General features: G+C 70.4%; 18 protein-coding genes. 9 read left to right on the forward strand and 9 right to left on the reverse strand.

Annotated elements, in window-relative coordinates:
* Positions 1-39: 39 nt before the first annotated feature.
* Genes AB0K92_RS26415 through AB0K92_RS26425 form a run of 3 tightly spaced genes read left to right on the forward strand, consistent with a single transcriptional unit; the run spans position 40 to position 2,544 of the window.
* A complete protein-coding gene (locus tag AB0K92_RS26415) occupies positions 40-840 on the forward strand; it encodes an ABC transporter permease (RefSeq protein WP_365926767.1) in 801 nt (266 codons plus the stop codon).
* A 3-nt stretch (positions 841-843) separates the two neighbouring features.
* A complete protein-coding gene (locus AB0K92_RS26420; RefSeq protein WP_365926769.1) occupies positions 844-1,833 on the forward strand; it encodes an ATP-binding cassette domain-containing protein in 990 nt (329 codons plus the stop codon).
* A gap of 33 nt (positions 1,834-1,866) precedes the next feature.
* On the forward strand, positions 1,867-2,544 hold the full coding sequence (locus AB0K92_RS26425) for a DUF1707 domain-containing protein (RefSeq protein WP_365926771.1): 678 nt from the start codon (positions 1,867-1,869) through the stop codon (positions 2,542-2,544).
* A gap of 82 nt (positions 2,545-2,626) precedes the next feature.
* Here the strand turns inward: AB0K92_RS26425 and AB0K92_RS26430 are convergent, their stop codons facing one another.
* On the reverse strand, positions 2,627-3,958 hold the full coding sequence (locus tag AB0K92_RS26430) for an SGNH/GDSL hydrolase family protein (protein WP_365926773.1): 1,332 nt from the start codon (positions 3,956-3,958) through the stop codon (positions 2,627-2,629).
* A gap of 312 nt (positions 3,959-4,270) precedes the next feature.
* Between AB0K92_RS26430 and AB0K92_RS26435 the strand changes: the two genes are divergently transcribed.
* Together AB0K92_RS26435 and AB0K92_RS26440 are read left to right on the forward strand one after the other, a co-directional pair.
* Complete coding sequence (locus AB0K92_RS26435; protein ID WP_365926805.1) at positions 4,271-5,533, forward strand: DUF445 domain-containing protein; 1,263 nt, start codon at positions 4,271-4,273, stop codon at positions 5,531-5,533.
* Between the two features lie 220 nt (positions 5,534-5,753).
* Complete coding sequence (locus AB0K92_RS26440) at positions 5,754-7,244, forward strand: MFS transporter (protein ID WP_365926775.1); 1,491 nt, start codon at positions 5,754-5,756, stop codon at positions 7,242-7,244.
* Positions 7,245-7,262: 18 nt separating this feature from the next.
* Here the strand turns inward: AB0K92_RS26440 and AB0K92_RS26445 are convergent, their stop codons facing one another.
* On the reverse strand, positions 7,263-7,805 hold the full coding sequence (locus AB0K92_RS26445; RefSeq protein ID WP_365926777.1) for a DUF2269 family protein: 543 nt from the start codon (positions 7,803-7,805) through the stop codon (positions 7,263-7,265).
* A gap of 154 nt (positions 7,806-7,959) precedes the next feature.
* Between AB0K92_RS26445 and AB0K92_RS26450 the strand changes: the two genes are divergently transcribed.
* The 3 genes from AB0K92_RS26450 to AB0K92_RS26460 all read left to right on the forward strand — a co-directional run bounded on the left by AB0K92_RS26450 (position 7,960) and on the right by AB0K92_RS26460 (position 10,267).
* Positions 7,960-8,919, forward strand: coding sequence for a helix-turn-helix domain-containing protein (locus AB0K92_RS26450; RefSeq protein WP_365926779.1), 960 nt, complete (start codon positions 7,960-7,962; stop codon positions 8,917-8,919).
* 182 nt (positions 8,920-9,101) lie between these two features.
* A complete protein-coding gene (locus tag AB0K92_RS26455) occupies positions 9,102-9,527 on the forward strand; it encodes an Hsp20/alpha crystallin family protein (RefSeq protein ID WP_365926781.1) in 426 nt (141 codons plus the stop codon).
* A gap of 284 nt (positions 9,528-9,811) precedes the next feature.
* Entirely contained in the window at positions 9,812-10,267 is a 456-nt protein-coding gene (locus AB0K92_RS26460; RefSeq protein WP_365926783.1) for a DUF2267 domain-containing protein, read from the forward strand.
* Here AB0K92_RS26460 and AB0K92_RS26465 read toward each other — a convergent pair whose 3' ends face one another.
* Complete coding sequence (locus AB0K92_RS26465) at positions 10,268-10,744, reverse strand: hypothetical protein (protein ID WP_365926785.1); 477 nt, start codon at positions 10,742-10,744, stop codon at positions 10,268-10,270.
* Between the two features lie 102 nt (positions 10,745-10,846).
* On the opposite strand from AB0K92_RS26465, the gene AB0K92_RS26470 reads away from it, so the two are divergent.
* Positions 10,847-11,407 carry an alpha/beta fold hydrolase gene (locus tag AB0K92_RS26470; protein ID WP_365926787.1) on the forward strand — a complete coding sequence of 187 codons (561 nt, stop codon included), beginning with the start codon at positions 10,847-10,849 and terminating at the stop codon, positions 11,405-11,407.
* Positions 11,408-11,672: 265 nt separating this feature from the next.
* Here the strand turns inward: AB0K92_RS26470 and AB0K92_RS26475 are convergent, their stop codons facing one another.
* From AB0K92_RS26475 to AB0K92_RS26500, 6 genes are all read right to left on the reverse strand, one after another.
* The gene (locus AB0K92_RS26475) at positions 11,673-12,194 is read right to left on the reverse strand and encodes a GNAT family N-acetyltransferase (RefSeq protein ID WP_365926806.1); all 522 of its coding nucleotides are present in this window, start codon (positions 12,192-12,194) and stop codon (positions 11,673-11,675) included.
* A 33-nt stretch (positions 12,195-12,227) separates the two neighbouring features.
* A complete protein-coding gene (locus AB0K92_RS26480; RefSeq protein ID WP_365926789.1) occupies positions 12,228-12,848 on the reverse strand; it encodes a hypothetical protein in 621 nt (206 codons plus the stop codon).
* A gap of 262 nt (positions 12,849-13,110) precedes the next feature.
* Positions 13,111-14,970 carry a DUF1998 domain-containing protein gene (locus AB0K92_RS26485; protein ID WP_365926791.1) on the reverse strand — a complete coding sequence of 620 codons (1,860 nt, stop codon included), beginning with the start codon at positions 14,968-14,970 and terminating at the stop codon, positions 13,111-13,113.
* Positions 14,967-18,212 carry a helicase-related protein gene (locus tag AB0K92_RS26490; RefSeq protein ID WP_365926793.1) on the reverse strand — a complete coding sequence of 1,082 codons (3,246 nt, stop codon included), beginning with the start codon at positions 18,210-18,212 and terminating at the stop codon, positions 14,967-14,969. Before AB0K92_RS26490 ends, AB0K92_RS26485 begins: the two co-directional genes overlap by 4 nt.
* Positions 18,209-20,122, reverse strand: a complete 1,914-nt coding sequence (locus AB0K92_RS26495) for a UvrD-helicase domain-containing protein (protein WP_365926795.1) — start codon at positions 20,120-20,122, stop codon at positions 18,209-18,211. Before AB0K92_RS26495 ends, AB0K92_RS26490 begins: the two co-directional genes overlap by 4 nt.
* Complete coding sequence (locus AB0K92_RS26500) at positions 20,119-24,582, reverse strand: DEAD/DEAH box helicase family protein (RefSeq protein ID WP_365926808.1); 4,464 nt, start codon at positions 24,580-24,582, stop codon at positions 20,119-20,121. Before AB0K92_RS26500 ends, AB0K92_RS26495 begins: the two co-directional genes overlap by 4 nt.
* Positions 24,583-24,743 lie beyond the last annotated feature (161 nt).

Here is a 24,743-nt window from a genome sequence, read left to right on the forward strand (position 1 = left end):
CTCGGCGGGAGCAGGCTCGCGCACGACGGGTCCGGGCTCGTGGCCGGCCTGCGTGCCTACCGGCTGATCACCGCGATGTGGATCCGCTCCACGATGGCCTACCGGGCCTCCTTCGTCATGACCACGTTCGGGAACTTCGCGGCGACCGCGCTGGACTTCGTGGCGATCCTGCTGATGTTCTCCCGGGTGGACGCGCTCGGCGGCTACCCGTTGCCCGAGGTCGCCTTCCTGTACGGCCTGTCCAGCGTCTCCTTCGGCCTGGCCGACCTGGCGATCGGCTCCATGGACAAGCTGGGCCGCCGGGTGCGCGACGGCACCCTGGACACGCTGCTGGTGCGGCCCGCGCCGGTGCTCGCCCAGGTCGCCGCCGACCGGTTCGGGCTGCGCCGCCTCGGCCGGGTCACGCAGGGCGCCCTGGTGCTGACGTACGCCCTGTGGACGGTCGACATCGACTGGACCGCGGCGAAGCTGCTGCTGATGCCGGTGATGCTGGTCAGCGGGGCGGGGATCTTCGGCGCGGTGTTCGTGGCGGGCGCGGCGTTCCAGTTCGTGGCGCAGGACGCGTCGGAGGCGCAGAACGCCTTCACCTACGGCGGCACCACGCTGCTGCAGTACCCGCCGACGATCTTCGGGCAGGAGCTGGTGCGCGGCGTGACGTTCGTCCTGCCGCTGGCCTTCGTCAACTGGCTGCCCGCCGCGTACGTGCTGGGCCGGCCGTATCCGCTGGGGCTGCCGCAGTGGGCGGCGTTCACCCCGCCGCTGGTGGCGGTGGGGTGCGGGGCGCTGGCGGGACTGGCCTGGCGGGCGGGACTGCGGACGTATCGGAGCACGGGGAGCTGAGACATGACCGGGGACGGCGGGAACGGCGGGGACGGCGCCTTCATCGAGGTGGACCGCGTCGAGAAGGTGTTCGAGGTGCGGAAGAGGACCGGGTTCCTCAGGCGGGAGCGGCGGCAGGTGCGGGCGGTCGACTCGATCTCCTTCACCGTGCCGCGCGGCGAGATGGTCGGGTACATCGGGCCGAACGGCGCCGGCAAGTCGACCACGATCAAGATGCTGACCGGCATCCTCACGCCGAGCGGCGGCCGGCTGCGGGTCGCGGGCATCGACCCCTCCCGCGAGCGCTCCCGGCTCGCGCACCGGATCGGGGTGGTGTTCGGGCAGCGCACGACGCTGTGGTGGGACCTGCCGCTGATCGACTCCTACCGGCTGATGCACCGCATGTACCGCATCCCCGACGCCCGCTACCGGCACAACCTGGACCGGTGCGTCGAACTCCTGGAACTGGCCGACCTGCTGGACGTGCCGGTACGGCAGCTCTCCCTGGGCCAGCGGATGCGCGGCGACATCGCGGCGGCGCTGCTGCACGACCCCGAGGTGCTGTACCTGGACGAGCCGACGATCGGCCTCGACGTGGTGTCCAAGGCGAAGGTGCGCCGGTTCCTGCGGGAGCTGAACACCGAGCGCGGCACGACGGTCCTGCTCACCACCCACGACCTCCAGGACATCGAGCAGCTGTGCTCGCGCGTGATGGTCATCGACCACGGCCGGCTGATGTACGACGGTCCGCTCACCGGGCTGCACGAGGCGGGCGAGAGCGAGCGCACCCTGGTCGTGGACCTGGAGCGGGAGCTTCCGCCGATCGACGCGCCGCCCGCGCGCGTGGTGCGGGTGGACGGACCGCGGCAGTGGCTGGCCTTCCCGGCCACGCAGTCGGCGGCGCCGCTGGTGGCGCGGATCGCGGCGGAGTACCCGCTGGTCGACCTGTCGGTGCGGGAACCCGACATCGAGGCCGTCATCGCGCGCATGTACGAGGAGCGGGCGAACGCGTAGTGCGCCGGACCGGGAGTCCGTAGGCTTCTGGACATGACGGACGATGCTCCGGAGCTGCGCGCCTCCGACGCCGATCGGGAACGAGTCGCCGAGGTCCTGCGGGACGCCCTCGCGGAGGGGCGGCTGGACATGGCGGAGTTCGAGGAGCGACTGGACGCCACGTACCGGGCGCGGACCTACGGGGAGCTGGCGCCCCTCACCCGCGATCTGCCGGTCGGCCAGGTCGCCGCGCCGCCCGTGCCGCTCGGGAAGGAGCCGGCGCCCGCCGGGGAGTGGGCGCCCCGGATCGTCGGCGGTGAGGGCACCTCGCGCGGCGCCGTCGCGGTGATGTCCGCCTTTCAGCGCAAGGGACGCTGGACGGTTCCGCGCCGCTTCACCTGCTTCTCCTTCTGGGGCGGCGGGGAGCTGGATCTGCGCGAGGCGGACTTCGCGGCGCCCGAGGTGCAGATCGACTGCTGGGCGATCATGGGCGGGGTGAACATCGTCGTGCCGCCCGGCGTGGAGGTCGTGGTGCGCGGCATCGGGATCATGGGCGGCTTCGACCACAGCGAGGACGGCGTGCCGGGGGATCCCGGCGCACCCCGCGTGGTCGTCTCCGGGTTCGCCTTCTGGGGCGGGGTGGGCGTGGAGCGCAGGGCGAGCCGGTCCGGGCGCCGGCGGCGGGGCCTGCACGGTGGGAATCCGCACGGCGGCCGGGAGCTGGAGGACTGATCCGGGCCCGGGGCCTCCCCAGAGCCCTGTAGCCCTGTAGCCCTGTAGCTCTACGGGCCTACGGCTCTGCGGCCCTACGGACCTACAGCCGGGCCGGTGCCGCGCCCTTCAGGCTCTCCAGGTCGAAGGAGTCCGCCATCCGCTGGTAGCCCAGGTCGCTCGGGTGGAGGTGGTCGCCCGAGTCGTACTCGGGGCGCAGCCGGCGCGGATCGTACGGGTCGCGCAGGGCCTCGTCGAAGTCGGCCACCGCGTCGTAGACCGCCCCGGAGCGGATCGCGGCGTTGATCTCCTGGCGGACGGCCTCGCGCGCGTCGGTGTAGCCGCGGTGGCCGTGGAACGGCATGAGGGTGGCGCCGACGACCTTGATGCCGCGGGCGTGCGCCTGGCGGACCAGGGTGCGCAGACCGTCGAGGATCTTGTCGGGGTCGGCGAGCTCCCGGTTGCGCAGGATGTCGTTGACGCCGAGGTCGATCACGACGACCTTGACGTTCGTCTGGCCGAGGACGTCGCGGGCGAAGCGGTTGAGGCCGCTGGGGTTGTCCGCGGGGCGGCCCAGGCCGTCGTCGAGGACGCGGTTGCCGCTGATGCCCTGGTTGACGACGCTGTAGCGGGGCACGTCCTGCCCGGCCGCGAGGGCCTCGCGGATCCGCCGCGAGAGGACGTCCGTCCAGCGGCGGTTGGCGTTCTCGGTGGAGGTGATGCCGTCGGTCAGGGAGTCGCCGAGGACGACGACGGTGCCGTCGGACTCGTTGCTCAGCACGTCCAGCGCGGTCAGATAGCGCCAGTACTCGACCTCCTCCGTGTACGCGGCGCCGGTGACGTCCTCGGTGACGTCGCCCTCGGCGGCGTAGGAGATCTGCCGGGCGTGCGGGTGGTAGGTGACCGGGCCGGAGGAGGTGGGGGAGTAGGTGGTGACCAGGACGTCGCTGCCGTGCGGGACGCGGATGCGGACGGCGTCGCTCGTCACCTGCCCGCCGGCCGGGACGACGACCGTCGTGTCGCCGCTGAACGTCAGCCGGCGCATCGTCTCCGGCACGGCCGCCGCGGTGGAGTCACCGGCGGCGAGGGCGAGGGAGGCGTGGGTGATGGTCAGCGGGCGCTGGCCGTAGAGATTGGACAGCGTGATGCGGGCACTCGTACCGCCGACGCTCGCGTGGACGACGTTGCGCACCGACCGGTTGGCCAGCCCCGTCGTCTCCGTGCCCGGCTCGGCCGCCGCCGGGGACGCCGCCCAGGAGCCGACCCAGGTGCCGGTGGAGGCGGGTGCGGCGGAGTTGCGCGGGGCGCGCCCCGCGGTGACGGTCTGCCGGGCCGAGCCGTCGTCGGCGGCGACGCCGACGTACAGGGCGGTCGAAACGGCCACGATCAGGGCACTGATCGCGGCCAGCAGGGCATAACCGTGACGCTTGGTCATGCGGGTGTGGGTCTCCTCGGGCGCGCGGAGCCGCCGAGGCTCCGATGTGATCACCTCATGATGCGTCATGCGGCGAAGGGAAGTTGAACGGGACCCCCCTTTGGGCCATCGGCGTTCACGCGTGTGCTTCCCCGACCGGACAGACGCCGGGAACTCCTGTTCCGTTCCAGGAGTCGGTCAGGAAGGGACAATGTCATAGCGGGGTATCGGGAACGGGTGGAGTGGATGGATCTGACGAAATCGGAAGAAACCGACACGTCGCGGCAGGCGGCGGCGCCCGGCGGTCGCGTCCCCGCCTCCGCCGCCCGCGCCATGACCACCTTCAGCGCCGCCGACGAGGAGAAGCAGCGCGGCGTACGCCGGATGAAGCTCACCGCGACCGGCCTGCTGCTGTTCGTCGCGCTGGTCTACGTCCTCGCGGAGGTCGCCGCCCACCACGGCGCCGGCGCCTGGGCGGGCTATGTCGCGGCCGCCGCCGAGGCCGGCATGGTCGGCGCGCTCGCCGACTGGTTCGCCGTCACCGCCCTCTTCCGCCATCCCCTCGGCCTGCCCATCCCGCACACCGCGATCATCCCGAACAAGAAGGACCAGCTGGGCGTCTCCCTCGGCGAGTTCGTCGGCGAGAACTTCCTCTCCGAGGACGTCGTACGGCAGCGGCTGCGCGCCGTCGGCATCGGCAGCCGGCTCGGCGCCTGGCTCGCCGAACCCGCCAACGCCGACCGGGTCACCGCCGAGCTGGCGACCGCCCTGCGCGGCGCGCTGACCGTGCTGCGCGACTCCGACGTCCAGGCGGTGGTCGGGGAGGCGATCACCCGGCGCGCCGAGGTCCAGGAGATCGGGCCGGGCATCGGCAAGATGCTGGAGAAGGTCGTCGCCGACGGCGGCCACAAGCGGGTCGTCGACCTGATCGTGACCCGGGCGCACGACTGGCTGGTGCTGCACGGCGACGACGTGATGGACGCCGTCCAGGGCGGCGCCCCCGGCTGGACCCCGCGGTTCGTGGACCGCAAGGTCGGCGAGCGGGTCTACAAGGAGCTGCTGCGCTTCTGCGCCGAGATGCGCGACATGCCCTCCCATCCGGCGCGCGGCGCCCTCGACCGCTTCCTCACCGACTTCGCCTCCGACCTCCAGTCCGACACCGACACGCGGGCGCGGGTGGAGCGGCTGAAGGGCGAGGTGCTGGGCCGGGGCGAGGTGCAGGACCTGATCGCGTCCGCCTGGACGGCCGTACGGTCCATGATCGTCTCGGCGGCGGAGGACGAGCGCAGCGAGCTGCGGCTGCGGGTGCGGGCCTCGCTGCTGGCGCTCGGCGCCCGGCTGGCCGTGGACCCGAAGACGCAGGGCAAGGTCGACGGCTGGGTGGAGGGCGCGGCGGTGCACGTCGTGACCACCTACCGCGCGGAGATCACCTCCCTGATCACCGACACGGTGGCCAGTTGGGACGCCGAGCACACGACCCGCAAGATCGAGGCGCACATCGGCCGCGACCTGCAGTTCATCCGGATCAACGGCACGGTGGTGGGCTCCCTGGCGGGGCTGCTGATCTATACGGTGTCGCGGGTGCTGGGGGCGTGAGGGCGCGGACGGGGCGTGTGAGGGCGCGAGACGGGGCGTGCTGGCGTGTCAAGGCGCTGGGGGCGCGGGAGAGGGCGGCCGGGGCGGCCGGCGACGGAGGCGCGTGGATGTGAGGGAGGCGTGAAAGCCGCCCGCGCGGGGCACTCGGCCGACACTGTCGCGGCCGTTTCGCCTGGTCGTGACAGTGCCGTGAGTCGGCTGTCTCGACGAGGAGGAGCCCGTGTCCGCCGGTACCGTCACCACCGCAGTCCCCGCCCGCCTGGACAGACTTCCCTGGTCACGCTGGCACTGGATGATCGTCATCGGGCTCGGCACCGTCTGGATCCTGGACGGCCTGGAAGTCACCATCGTCGGCAACGTGGCCGGCCGTATCGCCGAGGAAGGCAGCGGCCTGGACATCACGTCCGCCCAGGTCACCGGCATGGCCGCCGCGCTCTACGTGGCCGGCGCCTGCTCGGGCGCGCTGTTCTTCGGCTGGCTGACCGACCGCTACGGCCGCAAGAAGCTGTTCATGGTGACGCTCGCCGTCTATCTCGCGGCGACCGCGCTGACCGCGGTGTCCTTCGAGACCTGGTGGTTCTTCCTCTTCCGGTTCCTCACCGGCTTCGGCATCGGCGGCGAGTACGCGGCGATCAACTCCGCGATCGACGAGCTGATCCCGTCGCAGTACCGAGGCCGCGTCGACCTCATCATCAACGGCAGCTACTGGCTGGGCGCGGTCGGCGGCTCGCTGCTGTCGATCGTGATGCTGGACACCGCGATCTTCCCCAAGGACCTCGGCTGGCGGCTCAGCTTCGCCCTCGGCGTGGTCCTGGGCCTGGTCATCCTGCTGGTCCGGCGGCACGTCCCGGAGAGCCCGCGCTGGCAGTTCATCCACGGCCAGGGCGAGGACGCCGAGGCGCTGGTCTCCTCGGTCGAACGCGAGATCGAGCAGGAGAAGGGTGAGCCGCTGCCGCCGCCGGCCGGCGAGATCACCATCCACCAGCGCAAGGCCATCGGCTTCGGCATGATCGCCAGGACGGTCTTCGGCACCTACCCGCGCCGCGCCGTCCTCGGCCTGTCCCTCTTCATCGGCCAGGCGTTCCTCTACAACGCGATCACCTTCGGCTTCGGCGCCATCCTCATCACCTTCTTCGACGTGCCGACCGGCCACACCGGCTACTACTTCGCCGTCATCGCGGCCGGCAACTTCCTCGGCCCGCTGGTGCTCGGCAAGCTCTTCGACACGGTCGGCCGCCGGATCATGATCTCCGGCACCTACCTCGTCTCCGGCCTGCTGCTGTTCGGCACCGCCTGGCTCTTCGACCGCGGCTCCCTGACCGCGACCACGATGACCGCCTGCTGGTGCGTGGTGCTGTTCTTCGCCTCCGCGGGCGCGTCCAGCGCGTACCTCACGGTCTCCGAGATCTTCCCCATGGAGACCCGCGCCATGGCCATCGCCTTCTTCTACGCCCTCGGCACCGCCGCCGGCGGCATCAGCGGCCCGCTGCTCTTCGCCGACCTGACCGAGTCCGGCGTCGTCGGCGACACGGTCCTCGCCTTCCGGATCGGCGCGTCGCTGATGTGCGCGGCCGGGCTGGTGGCGGCGTTCCTGGCGGTCAAGGCGGAACGCCGCTCCCTGGAGGACATCGCACGGCCGCTGTCGGCGGCGGCGGAGAAGGCGGGGGAGGAGACGGCTCCGTCGGTGCGGACGGGGACGGCGACGCCGTAGCGCCGCCTTCCCGGGAGGTCAGGCGCCGGTCGTGGACCCCGGGCGGACGATCATCAGGACGGTGACGGCCGCCCACAGCAGGTTGAACACCCCGGTGACCATGGCGAGCCGTACGGTCGCCGCCCTCGGCCCGCCGCCACCACCCTCGCCACCGCCCTCGCCGTCACCCTCGTTACCCTCGCCGTCACCCTCGCTACCCTCGCCGTCACTCTCGCCGCCGCCGTCAGCGGCCTCGAGCAGGGCGCTCTGCCGGGGCAGCACCAGGGCGACGAGGACCAGCGCGGCGAGCGCGGTCAGCGCGATCGACACGATCAGCCAGGTGTCGCCGAGGACACCCATGCTGCTCGCGGTGGCGAACCCGAAGACGGGGACGACGACGCCCAGCACGGCGTAGACCCGGCAGATGCGGTGCAGCAGCCGTACGGTCTCGGCGGCCCGCGGATCACCGGGCGAGGCCAGGGCGCGCCGCGCCGCGGGCGGGAACATGCTGGCGGCGACGGTGACGGGCCCGATCGCGACGATCGCGGCCAGGACGTGGACGGTGAGGAGGAACTTGGTCACGCCGGTGACGGTAGGCGGCACGGGTGATCGCGCAGAAGTGGCGATAGTGCCAGGGTTCAACGGATTCTCGCCAGCGGGAGCCGACAGCCCACCGCCGGCCTCCTCCCTGGTGACGACGGTTGGCGACAACCCGTCGTAGCCCTACGCTCTCGCCATGCACACCGTCGCCGTACTGGCCCTGGACCGGGTGATCCCCTTCGACCTCTCCGCCCCGATCGACGCCTTCGGCTGGGCGCGGCTGCCGGACGGGCGGGAGGCGTACCGGGTGCGGGTCTGCTCGGACCGGGAGGAGGTGGCCGCGGGCGCGTTCACCGTGCGGGCGCCGTACGGGCTGGACGCGCTGGCCGAAGCGGACACGATCATCCTGCCGGGCGTAGAGGACCCGCCGGACCCGCTGCCGCCGGGCGTCGCGGAGGCGCTGCGCGCCGCGGCGGACCAGGGGACGCGGATCGCGTCCGTCTGTGTCGGCGCGTTCCTGTTCGCGGCGACGGGCCTGCTGGACGGTCTGCGCGCGACCACGCACTGGATCGCGGCGCCCGACCTGGCCGCGCGCTACCCGCAGGTGACTGTCGACCCGAACGTGCTCTACGTCGACAACGGCCAGTTCCTCACCTCGGCGGGCGCGGCGGCGGCCCTCGACATGTGCCTGCACATGATCCGCAAGGACCACGGCTCGGCGGTCGCCGCGCACGCCGCCCGGATGTCCGTGATGCCGCTGGAACGGGAGGGCGGCCAGGCCCAGTTCATCGTCCACGATCCGCCGCCGGCGCCCTCCGGCGCGAGGTTCGAGCCGCTGCTGAGGTGGCTGGAGGACAACTGCGAGAAGGAGCTGTCCCTGGAGGACATCGCGGCGCGGGCCGGCATGAGCACGCGGACGCTGAACCGCCGTTTCCGCGAGCAGACGGGGACGACACCGCTGCAGTGGCTGCACCGGGCGCGGGTGCGCAGGGCGCAGTACCTGCTGGAGACGACGGCCCACCCGGTGGAGCGGATCGCGGCCCAGGCGGGCTTCGGCTCCCCGACGGCCTTCCGGGAACGCTTCCGCAGAGTGGTGGGGACGAGCCCGCAGGGGTACCGGAGGGCGTTCAGGTCGGGGGAGGGGGAGCCGGCGTAGGGAGCCGGGGTTGAGGTGCGGGGGCGCCCGGAGTGCGGCGGGACCCGGAGTGCGGCGGCAACTCCGAGGTCAGGGCGGAAACGGAACCTGAGTCAGACCTTGTCAAGTTTCCTCTCCGGAGTTATATAAAAACGCGTAGGGCATCGCACAAGGACAGCGCCTGAAGAGAGGAGTGACCTGTGATGCTCATGCGCACGGACCCGTTCCGCGAGCTGGACCGCCTCGCGCAGCAGGTCTTCAGCACGGCAGCGCGTCCGGCCGCCATGCCGATGGACGCGTACCGGGCCGGGGACGACTTCGTCGTCCACTTCGACCTCCCCGGCGTCGACCCGGAGTCGATCGAGCTGGACGTCGAGCGCAACGTCCTGAACGTCCGCGCCGAGCGCACCTCCCCCGCCCCCGAGGACGCGGAAGTGCTCGTCGCCGAGCGCCCCACGGGCACCTTCACCCGCCAGCTCTTCCTCGGCGACACCCTCGACACGGACCGCATCGACGCCTCGTACGACGCCGGTGTGCTGACGCTGCGCATCCCGGTGGCCGAGGTGGCCAAGCCGCGCCGTATCCAGATCAGCGGTGGCAGCGGCGACCGCAAGCAGCTCAACAGCTGACAGCCCGACAGCTGACGGCTCGACAGCCGACAGCCGACAGCCGACAGCCGACGGCTGAACGGCTGAGCAGCTGAGTGGCTGAACGGCTGAACAGTCGTGCGGCACAGGAGTGCTGAACGGCTGAGAGCTGGGTATCCGAGCGGCGGTGCGGTGCGCGGCCGGCCGCACGGAGACACGGACCGAGGAGAACAACACCCCCGCGGGCCCGGAGGGCAGGGCCGTGGCCCGCGGGGCGGTCACCCCTGTGGACTGGGGACTCTGTGGACTGGAGGAGACAGGAAACGATGACCGTGACGACGACGGAGGACCGGACCACCGCCCCGCTGCCCGAGGCGGGCACGGACGGCTGGCCGGAGCTGATCGACGCGGTGCGGGAAGCGGGGCAGTACGCCACGAAGGCGGAAGCGGAACGCATCACCCGCATCGTCCTCTCCGCGCTGGGCGGGCACGTCACCGGTGACGAGCGGGTGGACCTGGCCCGAGCCCTGCCCACCGAGGCGGCCCAGGTGATCGCCTCGCAGATCCCGGCGACCCGTCCCCTGACCGCCGCGGAGTTCGTGGACTCGGTGGCCACCCGCATCGAGGGCGCGACCCCCGCGACGGCCCGCTGGGACGTCAGCTCGGTCCTCAGCGTCCTGCGGCACAGGATCGGCGAGCCCCTGCTGACCCGGATCCTCACCGAACTCCCGCCGGGCTACGCCCTCCTGTTCGGCGTACCGGAACTGATCAGGGCGGCGTAGTCAGCGCGGTCGCCGCCGCCGGGCGCGCGCCTCCCCGACGTACGCGGAGGAGAGGGCGCCCCCGGCAGCGGCGACCCCGAACAGGAAGACGAGTGGATTGACATACGCCGGCACGTCACCGCTCCCGTAACTCCCCCCGTCACCGGTCTCACACACGAACGCCAGCGGGACCCAGGTCACGTCGTACCCGACGACCCCCGCACCCTCCTCCCACCCGGACGCCCGACAGGGCCGCACCGGCGCGGAGCCGGTCCCCCCGTCCTCCACGTCCATGAGGGCACCGGCCAGCCCCAGCAACCCCCAGCCGTACACCGCGAAGGCCACAGCGGCGGCCAACGCGGCACCCCCGCGCAACACCCCCGAAAGGCCGCTCTCCCGCCCCGGCCCCCCGCCGGCGAGTGTCTGCCCGCCATACCCGAGAAACCCGACCACGGCGATCACACAGACGACGAGCAACAGCAGCCCGAGCAGCAACATCCCCGGAGTCCACCAGCCCCCGGCGCCTCCGACAGTGGCGGACCCCACACCTCCGGCAACAAAATGGCCATAGCACACACGGGGGACACACCAGGGGGACCCATGCGCCACGACCACCTGACCACACCCGACGGCACCCGCCTCGCCTACCGCGTGCACAGCCCCACGAGACGCGCCCCCGCCCAGCCCCCGGTACTCCTCCTCCACGGCCTGGCAGGCCCCATGGCCGAATGGGACGCCCTGACGGAACACCTCCTCCAGGCCGGCCACGAGGTGATCGCCTACGACGCGAGAGGCCACGGCGCCAGCACCCGCCGCCCGCCGACGATGACCCGCTCGGCGTGCGTCTCCGACGCGGTGACCCTCCTGAACCACCTCTCCCTGGCCCCCGCCACCCTCATCGGCCAGTCCCTGGGCGGCCACACCGCCCTCCTGACGGCCGCCGCCCACCCCGACTCGGTCAGTTCCCTCATCCTCATCGAGGCGGGCCCGGGCGGCCCCAACCCCACCCTCCCCACCCAGATCACCACCTGGCTGAACTCCTGGCCCGCCCCTTCCCCTCCCTCACGGAAGCGGAGACCTTCCTGGGCCACGAGGCCTGGGCGAGAGGCCTGGAGCAGCGGGAGGACGGCTGGCACCCCCGCTTCGACCCCACCAGAATGACCGAGGCGGTCACCGAACTGGCCACCCACTCCTACTGGCACCAGTGGTCCCGGATCACCTGCCCAACTCTGGCCGTACGCGGCGAGAACGGCACAATCCCTGAGCGAGAGTCCAGAAGGATAAAACCCGCCGCTCCGACACCCAGTTGGCGACGATCCCGGACGCGGGGCACGACGTTCACTTGGATCAGCCGGGGCTTCTGTATGGGGCGGTCGCGGAGTTCTTGCAGACGCCATAGCCGAACTCGGCAAGGACCTGCTTCCACTCAGCGCAGCTCAAGCAGCATGACGTCATGAAGATCCGCGCCTTGCCAAGGCCGGGCCTCACCGATCTTCCGGTATCCCCAGGACCGATACGCGGCCGATGCAGCGGCACTCTCCGGATGGACATTCAGGAGCACCCGCTCGGCCGTCACACCTCGGAGCAATGTCTCGTGCAGGCATCGAGCGATCCCTTGCCGGCGCCAAGGTTCACGGACGGCCAACTCCATCAGACCGAATGTGCGCCGACCGTCCTCCCGCCGTATCTCGTCCGCCACGGGTTCCGTCAATTCATCCCACCAACCGGTGTTCGGCGGCAGCGGATAGCCGTACGCCATACCGACCGTCTCACCATGCTCCGTACGGGCAAGGGCGGCGGCAAATTCCGGCTTCCGCACTTGCGAGCGAAAGCGCCGGAACGTCGCTGTGACGTCCCCGTCAGTCTCCCGATACGGAGGCTCAGCGAACGCTTCCGCATAGACGAGGGTGAAGGCGTCATCTGCTTGGAGAGCGGCCTCCCCGTCCAGGCGTTCGTTCCAGGGTGACGATCTCTTGCTGCGTCATGCCAAGCCCTCACTCACTGACTCTCCAATGCGGTCCCCGCATTCGCGCGCTTCAGCGCTGTCGATCTTCATCACCATTCGCTGAAACTCTAGGATCCGGCCCAGCAACTTGGGGGAGCGGATTCCGATGCAAACCTCCAGCACCGCGCTCATCTCAGCGCATGCTTCTTCCACTTCTCCCGCATCGAGAAGAACGGCTGCGAGCTTCGCTCGGTACGAGGCGCTGTTTCGGGCCAGATCACCTCCGAAGCCACGTACGGCGGCTCGCAGGAAGGGCACGGCTCGCTTTGGTTGTCGGGCCTGCACATACATATCGGCGGTGGCATAGTCGATCTCGAACGGCCCGACGAAAGCTGCCCATTTGAGGACTTCGCAGTCCGAGTCCGCCCGTCCTAGATGATGCACAGCCCGACTCAGGGCCCGGCGAGCTCCGGACAAGTCCCCGAGGCGCGTAGCCACGTTGGCTTCTCGCAGCGCGATCACCAAGTGGACCGTATGGCCCGCCCCGGCGCGCGTCGCGAGGCGGTGAGCATTCTCGACGGCTCCGGCAGCCTCCCAGCTCCGCTGCGCCTTAAGGGCGAGGAGCACGAGCGTCTCCAATACGGAGATCTGAAGCATCGAGTCACCGACGAGCTGCGCGGCCGTGAGAGCCTCGAGACAGGACGTACGCCCCTGGCCGAAGCGACCAGCGTTATAGCCGTACCAGTCGCGGTGGTCGTGTAGTTCGGCGAGCGGGGTCTGACGCTTGCGGCCTACTCGGCCGGTGTACGAGGCGAAGTGAGGGCTCCAGAGCCGATGTGAGACGTGGCAGGCGGGGAGCAGCGACCGCTGTCCCCCGCTCTCTCACCAAGTGCCTGGTCCCCTTGCGGGAGACCGCGGATCAGACGCCCAGCATGTGCGCGAAGAATCCCAGCTGAGGTTCGTCTGGTGTGCCGACGAGCAACGCCCGGTCGAGCAGGATGTTGTTGTGCTCACAGCTTGTCTCGGGGAGCATCGCGCAGGCGTGGCACGCGGCCAGGTTGGCACCCGCGGACCGTGCCTCGACGCACAGTGGGTCGGCCGAGCACCAGGTGGCGCGCTGCAACGCCGAGCGGAGTGCCTCGGCGAGACGGTCGGGCTTGCCCTGGGCCACCAGTCCACCGAGGCTGCCGGCGGAGTCGCTCGTCGCCGTGTAGACGAGGAGCCCGGCCATGCCAGCGTCCGAGTACAGGCGCTCGCGGAGGGCGGAGGCCGGGTAACCGGCGTCCAGGCTCCACTCGTTGATCAGCACGTGCGCCAGAGTGTGCAGCAGCACCATGCGGGGCGTCGCCGGCGATGGTGGAGCCTCCGCGGGGTCGGTGGCCCGCTCCTTCAGTATGCGATCGTGGTTGGTACGCATGCGCTCCACCCGGGCCGCCACCCGGACCGACCGCGCCCAGTCGTCGAGCCGGCTCTTGTCGAGGCGTACGAAGACGCCCTCGCCGTGCACCTCCATGGCCGGGAGCCAGTCGGTCGGCTTGAGGGACAGGGCCGCCTCGTGGCCCTCGGTACCGGACTCCGGGTCCGCGATGCGGGTGAACGCCTTGAGCGCCCGTACCTCGCGCAGCCGCCTGACCAACATGGGCCTGTCCACGGCGAACGGAGTGAGCACGGTTGGGTCCGTGGCCGGTGGTTCGCACACGAACTGTTCGTCGCGCCCCTTGTCCCGCAGAGCGTTGCCGGCGCACAGCCGCTCGTACTCCTGCCGGCGCAGCGCCTGGTAGCGGTTCGCCGTGCCCGCGTCGAGGTCGCCCGCCTCGACCGGGTCCTCCGTTTGTTCGGCCTCCAGCAGAGCCATGACGGTGTCGACCGAGATCGAGTCGTCGCCACGGAACGCACCCATGAGGTAGATCTCGATCTTCTCGCGGGAGGAGAGAGAACGCAGAGCCTCCCAGTGATCCGCCAACTTGTCCGCCGTACCGTCGCTCCATGGCGGGATGGACAGGGCGGACTTCAACACTGGCTGCCAGACCGACGACGAACCGCGCTGGAGCGTACGGGGCGCCTGAGTGCAGAACTCGGCAGGCGCGTCCTTGAGCCACGGCCGCCTGCCCTCGCAGCGCACCCCGAGGTCGGACAGGGCCGAGCGGCGGAAGGCGCCCTCCATGGACACCTCCGGCGCACCGCATGTGCAAGAGATGAGGACGGAGCGGAGCGAGGCGCTCTGGCCGGAGAACCGCATGCTCATCTCGCCGCCGCAGTGCCCGGTGGCGCCTTCCTCGCGGTTCTTGCGGTGCAGCCACTTCCAGTAGGGGAAGTCGTCGAGGTGGCCGTCCTCGCAGGCGACGACGAACCGGGACGGCACGAGCGGCTCGTCGTCGCAGTCCGTGCACACGTTCTTGCCCGGGGGCGGGTTGAAGCCGCGCACATGCTGGAGCGACTGGCATTTCGGGCAGGAGTGCCACAGCGGGAACCGCCGCACGCGCACTCCGTCCGTGCTCGTGTCCTCGGAGGCCGGAGGCAGCCGGAAGTGGCTCACGCCCAGGACTCGGGCGAGACGGTGCTCGTGGATGATCGGTGCCTCGTCGAGGGACCAGCTCTGGTACGCGTCGTCGATGCCCGAGACGATAAACGACTCGTTGTCGACGGCGATGAGGGCTCCGACCCCGTAGGTGGTGATCATCTGGGAGCGGCGGACCGACCCGCGTCGGGGGAGGGAGAGGCGGGGTGCGGCCGAGTCGCCGTCGTTGCGACGGCGGCGACGCTCGCGGGGCGGGGTCATCGGGAAGCCTCCAGGAAGAGAGCGGATTCGGCGTCGACGTCACGCAGACTCCACAGGGTGGACCAGGCGTCGTTGCCGTCGGACTCGTCGTCGTACGGCTTGAGCAGGGCCGGGGTGTGGTTGCCGCGCACAGGTTCGTACAGCAGTCCGCCATGCCCCCTCGCCATCTCCTCCCACCATTCGACGAACTCGTCGAACGCGTCGGAGCTGTCCTGCAACTCCTCGTCCGCCACCTGGAGGACGCGGTCCGTCAGCAGCGGCTTGATGTCCGTGTACAAGCGATCCAGATACGTGTCGATTCGGCCGGCGGCGTCATTCTCCCTGGCCTCGGGGATGAGGATGCGGGCCAGGGCCACGATCACGGCGTGCAGCCCGCGGTCGCGGGACCGGGCGGAGAACGGCGTGACGGACGTCGACTCCACCTCGCGGTAGAGCGCGGAGTGAAAGTGCAGGAAGCTCTCGTAGTGCGACCGGTCCCGGGCCCGGGCGGCGTTGAGCATCACGGCCACCAGGCCCGGATGGGCACGGCCCACGCGGCTGGTGGCCTGGATGTACTCGGCTGTGGTCTGGGGCTGGCCCATCACCGCCATCAGGCCGAGGCGGTCCACGTCGACGCCGACGGCGATCATGTTGGTGGCCAGGAGGACGTCGCGGACATCGGGATCCGGGTACCGCTTCTCGATCTCCTTGAGTCGGGCGGGGATGAGACTCGCGTCCACCCGGCTCGTCAGCTCCGAGTAGCGGTTGGAGACGCGCACGCCGGTGCCGTCCCGTTCGGCGAGCAGCCGCAGGTAGTCCTCGACGTCGTCGTTCACCTGGAGTTCGGCGGCCGACAGCAGGCGGAGGCTGTTGAAGTAGCCGACCAGCGTCCAGTACGCGTCCCGGACCTCGTCGCTCGTCTCCGCGCACATGGCCTGGTGCAGGAGGGCCGCGTACGTGCGGATGAGGAGGGTGGACTGGCTGGTGCCGGGGGCGAGCAGGCCGACATAGCGGCGACTGGCCTTGATCCTGCGGTCGGTCTCCACGGCGAACCAGGAGTCCCGCGCGTCCAGACCGGCCGGCGGGAACTGGCGTACGTCCCGGTCGAAGAGGTTGCGTCCCTGCTCCCACGCGCGACGGATGGTCGCGGTGGAGGCGATCACCTTCGGGCGGCCGGCAAGGGCGTCGACGGCCGTTTCGTACAGCCCGGTCAGCGTGCCCAACGGCCCGGAGATCAGGTGGAGCTCGTCCTGCACGATCAGCTCGGGCGGCGGCGTCTCGTCGCCGACGCGGTCCCGGTTGAAGAGCGCGGCCGTCTCCTTGCGCCACGGCATGGAGGCGAACTTGTCGACCGTGGCGATGACGACGGTGGGACGGGCCCTGTAGACGGTCTGGTCCACGAGGTGCACGGGCAGGCCAGAGGCGAAGTCGCAGTCAGGGCCGGGGCAGCGGACGTCCATGCGGACGTCGTCCTCGTCCACCGTGTAGTTGTGGGCGTCCAGTGCCGTCCCGCACCAGGGGCAGGCGTGGAGCTGCACGGGGTTCTCCGTCTGCAGGCTCTGCCCTCCGCGGAGTTTCAGCAGCTTTCCCGCGGCGGTCTTCAGGTCGTTGGGCGTGGCCGACTTGCCGACCCACATGCCGATGGAGATGCCCTCGTGGCCCAGACGTTCGGGGGCCGCCCGGCGCATGGACTCCATCGCACAGATGAGAATCGTGGCGCGCTCGAACTGTTGGAGGGTGAGCAGGCGCAGGGTGTACCGCATGAGCACGGTCACGCCGCCGCCGGCGGCGCCCCGGCGCAGTCGGCGCAGGAACGTGGTGAAGGCGATCAGCCCGAGGTAGGCCTCGGTCTTTCCACCACCGGTGGGGAACCACAGCAGGTCGGAGATCCTGCGGTCGGGATGCTTCGGGTCGTTGATCCCGCCAAGGCACAGGAGCATGAACGCGATCTGGAACGGTCGCCAGCGCTGGACCGACAGGTCAGGCGCGCCGTGACGGCCGCCCTTCACCCAGGCGCTGCGCGCACGCTGCTCCGCCATCGCCCGGTTGGCCAGGCGGAAGGCCTCCATGACATCCGGCTTCTTCGCCAGGATCCGGATGCCCTCACGCATGCGACCGAGGGCCTCGCGGCAGGCGTCGAGCTGGTCGTGTGCGGCGTCCTCGTGGGGGGTTCCGGCCAGAGCGGCGGCCTCCGAGGACTTGGCCTGGATCCACTGTTCGTAACCGAGGGCCAGTCCGTGCAATGCGGCGAGAATCTCGGCATCGGGCTTCTCGGCGAGGCCTAGCATGCCGAGCGCCGAGCTGTCGATCTCCGGATTGGAGTCGGTCAGCAGCACCTCGTGCGTGGGCAGGAACTCGGAGCGGATCTCGCTGATCGCGGCACGCTCTATGTCGGTCAGACCGACCGGCGGGGGCGTCCAGTCCCAGTGGGCGGAGCAGCCGTGACCCACCGCGAAGGTGGGGGCATGGCGGTACAGCAGGCGGCTCGCGGCCAGCTCCGGATCGGCGGCGGACACGGCGGGGGAGCGCTCGACAAAGGCGGACGCGCCGTTGGCCGCCCGGATCCGGAGACCGGGCTGGAACAGGGCGAACGCGTCCTGGAGCTCCCGCTCGCCCACGACCTGTGCGTTGATCAGCGTCACCGTGACGGTGACCGTGCCGGACGACGCGTCCGCCGGTCGGACGAGGATGTGCAGTTTCACCTCGCCGGGGACGAGATCCTCCTCCCGAACCGCGGGCCGCGTGACGTCGACCGGCGTGTCCGGAAGCTCCAGCTCCCGACGTCGCCAGTGCTCGCGCTGATCGACCGTGGTCCTGGCCTCAGCACGCCGGGCCGCCACCGTCCGGCCCTCGGCGTCCACGGGGACGTACACGGCGGCTCGCGCGGAGACCACGATCTCGGAGCTGATCTCGGGCGCGACGGCGAAGGTGAGGCCCATGGTCGACGGGCGCCGGTCGCCCGACACGGGCGGTTCGAAGGAAGCGCCGGTGTCCTCGGAGCTGTCGTTGCCCACCAGAGGGGCCTCATCCAGGCCCTCCTGCTCGGAGGCGTCCTCCACCTGCCGCTGGCGGGCCTCGGCGTCGGCGGCCCGGGGGAACAGCACACCGATCGGGTAGCGGGTGATCGGCGCGTCCTGGGTGAGGACCTCGACCGGGTCGTCCCCCGCCTCGACGTCCGGTCCGAGAAGCTCGCGGCGCAGCCGGGCCACCAGTCCCTCGCGAACCCGGTAGTGCTCGGCGTGCGGGCTGGTCGCGTGCGTCATCCCATTTCCTCCCCTGCGCGTCCGCCGCGCCGATGCCTTCCGATTCCGGTGATCCGAGGGGCAATCCACACCCCGTTGCCGCCGAGCCCCGCGTTGGCGCCAGCCGCCGTGCTGCCCGCGACCGTCTCCAGCGTGTCGACCCGCAGACCGACGATCTCCGCGGGCCAGGTGACGTCCCATGAACGCGAGACCGTCTCCACCGCGTACAGGTCCCGGCGGAAGCGCTCAGAGGCCTCGCCGACGACCCGGTCGCGGTGGACCAGGTCGTACGGCGGGCTCTGGTCGGGGCCCACGGGGAGCGCATGGCGCATCCGAAGTGTCACCGCGTCACCCGGACGGACCTGCCCGATCAGATAGGCCTGCGTCTCCACGGCGGACAGGTCCGAGTCGTGCGAACCGGGAGGCTGCTCGCGGTGGACGTCTCCCGGCAGGACCTGGATGCCGTAGCGCTGGTGCTTCTTCCAACCACCCAGGTACCAGCGCCCGGTGGGACGGTGGCGCCGTATGCGAGAGGTGTCGGGGCCGGTCACGTGGTACAGATCCTCGCGGGCCCGGGTCATTGCGACGTAGAGAGCCCGTGCCTCGGCCGGTACATCGAGGTCCTGGTGCTCCTTGCGCAGCTCGGCGATGGAGGGAGGCGCCGGCAGCAGCACCCGGTTGTACTCCAGGCCCTTGGCCCGGTGCACCGTCGAGACGATCAACCGGGCTGTCTCCGGGTCGGCCAGCTCGTCGGGGAACCGTCCCTCGGCCACCAGACGCCCTACGGCGGCCACGTCCACGAAGCCACGCCCGGTGCGCCGGGTCGAGGCACGCAACGAGCGCCAGCACCGCTGCGGATCCACGCCCGCGGGCAGTGGGATGCCCTCGAGCAGTTCCAGGAATCGGCTCTCCGTGAGTGTCGACGACTCGGCGCGGCGCAGCAGTTCGGCGACCCAGTACGGCACGGGTCGGTCACGCAGCGAACGCTTCAGCGCGTGCTCCACCCCGTGTTCATGGAGGAGTTCGGAGACAGCAAGCGCCTGACGGTTGTCACGGGTCAGGATCGCGCAGGTGTCGGGGTAGGCCTTCAACGTCTTCAGCGTGAACTCGTCGGCCAGGTCACCGAGGCCCGGCAGGTCGAGCAGCCGGTCGCGCAGCTCGGCGTGGAGCGCCGCCGCCGCAGCCTCCTGGCCGTTGGAGGAGGCGGCCAGGTTCTGCAGTCGGGGACCGAGAGCGATCGCGGTGCGTGCCTCGGGGCTCTTCGCCCGGAAGTTCTCGGTCAGGTGCAGCTCGACGAGATCGTCGTAAGACGTTCTCAGCCAGGCGAAGAACCTGTCCGTCTCCCCGGCTCGCTCGGAAGGGTCCTCGATCTGGAAGCCGTAGATGCCCTGGGCGGAGTCGCCGACCACGGTGAATCCGCAGGAACGCTGGAAGCGATCGAGGAGGGTCTCCACAAGGTCCCGACGGTCTCCCACCAGATCCTGCGCCTCGTCGATCACCACATGCGAGGGAGCGCCGAGTTCGCTCGCTTCCACCGCGCCCTGCATGATCGCATCCGTGGCCGCGCGGACGCGATCGTCGAAACTGCGGGCCGTCCATTCCTCGTCCGGGTAGGCCGATGCGAGCAACTGGTAGACCCACGCGTCGAAGGTCTGTACGCGCACTTTGCGTGCCCGGTCGCCGTGTCGGGCGATCCTGTCCCGCAGCTCACGCACGGCGGCGCGGGAGAAGCTCAGGACGAGGATCTCGCCCGCCTCCAGCGCTTCCTGGGGATCCTCGTGCCCCACCAGGGCGTCGAGCCGCCGGACCACTGTATGGGTCTTGCCGGAGCCGGCTCCCGCCGTGACGAGCAGGCGGGTGTCCCAGGGGAGGCCGACGACGGCCCGCTGCTCCTCGGTGAGCGGAGGACTGTCGCCATAGTGGTCGGTCACTTGCTGCTCCACAGGTGCTCGAACTGGGTGAAGGCCAGGGCGGTGTCGAAATTCTTGATGTTGTCCTTGACGTTGAGGATCAGGCAGGTCTCCTCGCCGCCGTTGAGGGGGCCGCGCAGGCCGCGCCCGATCATCTGCTGGTAGACGTTGGGGCTGTACACGGGGCGGGCGACGACCACGGCCCGGGTGGCGGGGGCGTCGAAGCCCTGGGTGAGGACGCCGTAGTTGGTGAGGACGCGGATGCGGCCCGCGCGGAAGTCGTCGATGCGTCGCCGCCGGTCGTTGGTCGAGGTGGTGGAGTCGACCGCGGACGCGGTGATCCCGCGGTCGCGGAGCCTCGCCGCCAAGTACTTGGCGTGGTCGACGGAGGTCGCGAAGACCAGCACCGGCCAGTTGTCCGGCATGTCCGAGATCTCGGCGAGGATACGGGCGTTGCGGTCGTGGTCGTCGGCCAACCGCTGCTCGGCAGCCCTGGACAGCAGGCTCAGCTGTTCGGCCCGCTGCTTCTCCTCACGGGTCAGGGTGATCGTGCCGCCCTGCAGGAGGCGGTGCTCGACCTGTGCCAGCATGCCGAGCCGCTGCAACGCGCCGTACGCGTCGCCGTCCGGGAAGACGCCTTCGTCCAGACGCCGGCCGCCGAAGCGGTTGATCAAACGCCGCGTCTCGTCCTGGTTGGTGTTGCGGAACGGTGTCGCGGTGAGTCCGAGGAGATGTCGGTCGGTACGGGAAGGAGTCAGGCCCAGAAGCTCCAGGATTTTGGTGTAGCGGGGCGTGATGGCTGTGTGTGCCTCGTCGACGATGACCAGAGAGGCCTTGCGCAGCCAGGCGTAGGCGTCGGCGGCGAGGCAGTTCGGCTGCTCGAGCTTGGCGTCCGTGGCGACGACCAGCTGCGGTCGGTCCGTGACGGGTGCCGCCTCGTTCGAGGACCACAGTCGGTTGATGGCGAGCGATGTCTCGGCACCCACCTTCTCCCAGACGAACTTCCAGCTCTGCACCGCCTGCTCGCACAACTCCTCAGTCTGGGCGATCCACAGGATCGGCCCGTCGAGCTGCCCCACCTGCTTCACCCAACGGATGACAGCTTCGGCCGTGACGCGCGTCTTGCCCGCGCCGGTGGGCAGGGACAGCATGCCGCGCTGGGGGACGATGCGGTCGAGCATCGTGAACACGTTGGCGGCCAGCCGCTCCTGGTAGTCGTGGAGACGGGGGAAGCGCCGAGGACCGTCCACGTCGATGCGCGGTTCCAACGACGGTGCCCTGAATCCGGCGAAGGCGCTCGGGAAGCGGAGGTCAGCCACGAACGCCACCGCCGTGGATGCCCCGGTGAACGACGTCGGAGCGTGGCTCGGGTAGAGGTTCTGCAAGTCACGGGCATGCACCTGGAGAATGCCGTCCCCGTGCGCGTTGAACGCCATCTGCGCGATGCGATGGCCGTCCGGTTCGGATCCGCCGTTCTCCGCGCGCTCACCGTCCATCAGGCCGACCGGCAGACGGTCGCGCAGGGCCTCGGCGCCCAGCAGCAACAACAGCTTGGCCACCACGTCGTCTGCCTCGCGCACGGCCTTGAGCGCGTTCTTGACCTTCTGGTCCTGCTCCTGACGCTGCTGCGCCTCCAGGACCTGTCGGCAACCGGACTCGCCCATGCGCCAGTGGAGTTCTTTGTCGACGGACAGCAGAGCCTCGAGAGGCGTGGCCGGCTCGAGCACCAGGACCATCGAACCCTGCAGGCTGCTGTTCAACGTTCTCGGCCGCATCCCGTTGGGGGTCCGCGTCACCTCTTCGAGAACCTTGCACCGCTGAAGGGTGTATCGGTCCACCTGCGCACCGCGCAGCTGGCGAAGGGTGGGGTACGCCTCCTTGAGCGGGACCGCCTCGCCCGCCGGCTCGTATCGGATCTCGCGACTGATGACATCGGCGTACGCCAGCATGCCCCACTGCTTGATGAGCAGCGCGGCGTCATCGGCCGACGCGGTCAGCAGGGCGGGCAGCCGCTCGGCGCGCAGGGCCCGGTACTCCTCCTGCGATGAGGCGACGGCGATCTCGCCGTCCGGGCGCGTGCCCCACTCGTCACCGATGCGGCACCGGGTGAGCGTGTCCTCGGGGAAGGCCACCTCCAGACGCGTCAGCAGCACGTACGTGTTGCCGACGAAGACGTCGTCCTCGCTGCGCTGGAGCTTGTCCTGGAGCTGGTCCCAGAAGGCGTCCGGCACCTCTTCGACGCTCGCGGCGAGCCGAAGCTTCCGGGCCTTCTCGACGCTGATCTCCGCGACGGGCAGCACGTCGCTGTATGCAGCGAGCTGGGGTCCGACCGCCTCGGAGAGCGGGCGGATCCCCTGTGAGGTTGGGACGAGACCATGCCGCTTGAGCATCCAGCGCATCGGCGAGGCGACGATCCGGCGGGTGCTGACCAACGCCCCGACCTGCAACGTCCAGTTGTCGACGAGGGCGTCGTCCGGCAGCGCCTTGAGGAAGTTGGCCCGCGCTTCCTCCGAGAGTTCGGGCAGCAGGTGCAACGGCCCACCGATCGCCGCGCCCTCGAGCTTGATCCGGGCGAGTGTGGGACGGGACGCCCGGTCGGGCAGGGTCGCGCAGTACTGCTTGTGCGCGGCCTCGCGGTACTGCTCGAACCACGGCTCGTCCTCGGGCCGATGCCCTCCCGTGGGCCTGTCGCGCAGCCCCACCTCGCGAAAGAAGGCCATGTCGTCCGAGTGGAACCGAGCGTCGACGGTGACCGCGGGATCCGACTCCGCCGTTACGACCGGGCCGGGCAGCAGACAGTCGCGCATCGGGTGAAAGCGCCCGTCCGAGGTGCGAACGTGCAGAGCTGAAAGCGGATCTGGCACCGACCGGATCACCTCGTGCGACAGATTCCCGCTGCCGGCCAGGTGGAGCAGCTCCCAGAACCGGGCCCACTCCTGCGGGCCGTACGAGGTGAATCCCTGCTCCAGGACGCTGACGAAACGGCCTCGGACGTCGGCCTCGCGGATGCCGAGCACGGTGAGGGCGCTCGCGAGCGAGGGGTCGTCGGACAGGCCGCTGTCGATGTAGACGAGGGACTCGCGCAGCCCGTCCTGATCGGTGCGGCGGAACACCTTGCCGACGACGGGAGCCACCATGCCGTGTTCCTCGGTCAGTACGATCCGCGCGGTGCGTGCCTCGTCCGCGAGGGGCGAGGACGACTGGATCATGTCCGCGACGATGCGAACGGCGGTGGCTGACGCCTCGACGGTGCCGTCGGCCACCAGGGCCTCCAACCACTCCCGCAAGGTCGCACGCTCACGCTTGGCCGCCTTGAGGATGTGTCCCACCTTGCCGGAGCGTGTGTCGGTGGCCTCCACGGACGGATGCAGCCAGTTCTTCGGCCGGCCCGGGTACGAATGCCACATCGTCAGCCATCGGACCAGCGACTTGTTGTCCTTGCCGAGCGAGGGGTGGATGCTGAGGTCGCGGGGCACACGCAGCTGCCCGTCCTGGTCCGGCAGCGACGGGCGGTGGGTGGTGGCCTCCCAGATCTGTTCGGTGAGGTAGCGGTCGGCCCAACTGACCGTCTCCGAACCACGGTCTCGTCCGGGAAGGAGCGGAAGGTATGCGGCCGGATCCTCGGCGGGGGCCAGCTCGGGCAGCGACTCGACCACCAGACGGGCGGCGACCCGGATCATCTCCTGGTTGAACGGGGAGGAGTCCAGCAGGTTCTGTCGGTCCTCGTTGGTCTTCCAAGCTCCGTTGAGGATTCCGCCCAGTGTCATTTCGTACTTGGTCGGGAAGAACGACCAGAAGAGCCCGCGCCCCTTGGGGGCCGTCATGAGTCCGGTGTTCGGGTCCCTCTCGTACTCGCGCACGGCCCATGAGATGTCTAGCGAGATTCGGTCGTGCAGCTCCCCCGCGTCGGTGCGCGCCGCGGCGGTCGGCTGGTGCGTGAGCCTGAACACCCTCCAACGATTGATGGAGGAAGGGCGGCCGGTCCGCTCCTCCCGGACGGTGTGGAGCTCTCGGTCACGCTCCACCGTGAGGGTCCGTCGTACGACGGGACGCGGACGGCGGTCCTCAAGGACGACCGTGGCGACATGCGGTGAGAAGAGCTGGAACCCGACGGGGAACTCTTCCCTGCTGCCGGTCGAGGGCCCTCCGTGCATGTCCTGGCCGAGTCGATCGGCGGCTCCGTTGAGCAGCGGCAGGCGCACCACTGTGGTGGCCCAGCCGAGGAGTTCGTCGAGCACGGGATCGGCGGCGCGCTCGGCGGCCTCGTCCAGCGGGCGGGCCATGCGCAGCACCGGAGTTTCGAATTCCTCGCCGAGACGGGCCCTGACCTCGGAAAGGGAACGGATCTGACCCTGGGCCCATTCGCGGTCGAAGCCGAAAGAGCCGCTGCTGCTGAAGAACTGAGGGGTGTCGGTGACGACGAGCACGGACTTCACGCCCACGCCGAACCGTCCGATCTGGCCGCCGCGCTTGCGCGACATGCTCATACGGAGAATCGTCTCGGCCCCTTCGGGGGTGACGGGGGTGCCCTCGTTGGCACAGTAGAGATGGGTGTCCGTCAGAACGACGTGGACGCGGCCGCCGGGCTCGGCGGCAATTTCATCCGCCGCGTTCTGCACGAGTTCGAAGAGCTGCCGGTCGC

The sequence above is a fragment of the Streptomyces sp. NPDC052687 genome (assembly GCF_040678395.1).
Lineage (GTDB): Bacteria > Actinomycetota > Actinomycetes > Streptomycetales > Streptomycetaceae > Streptomyces.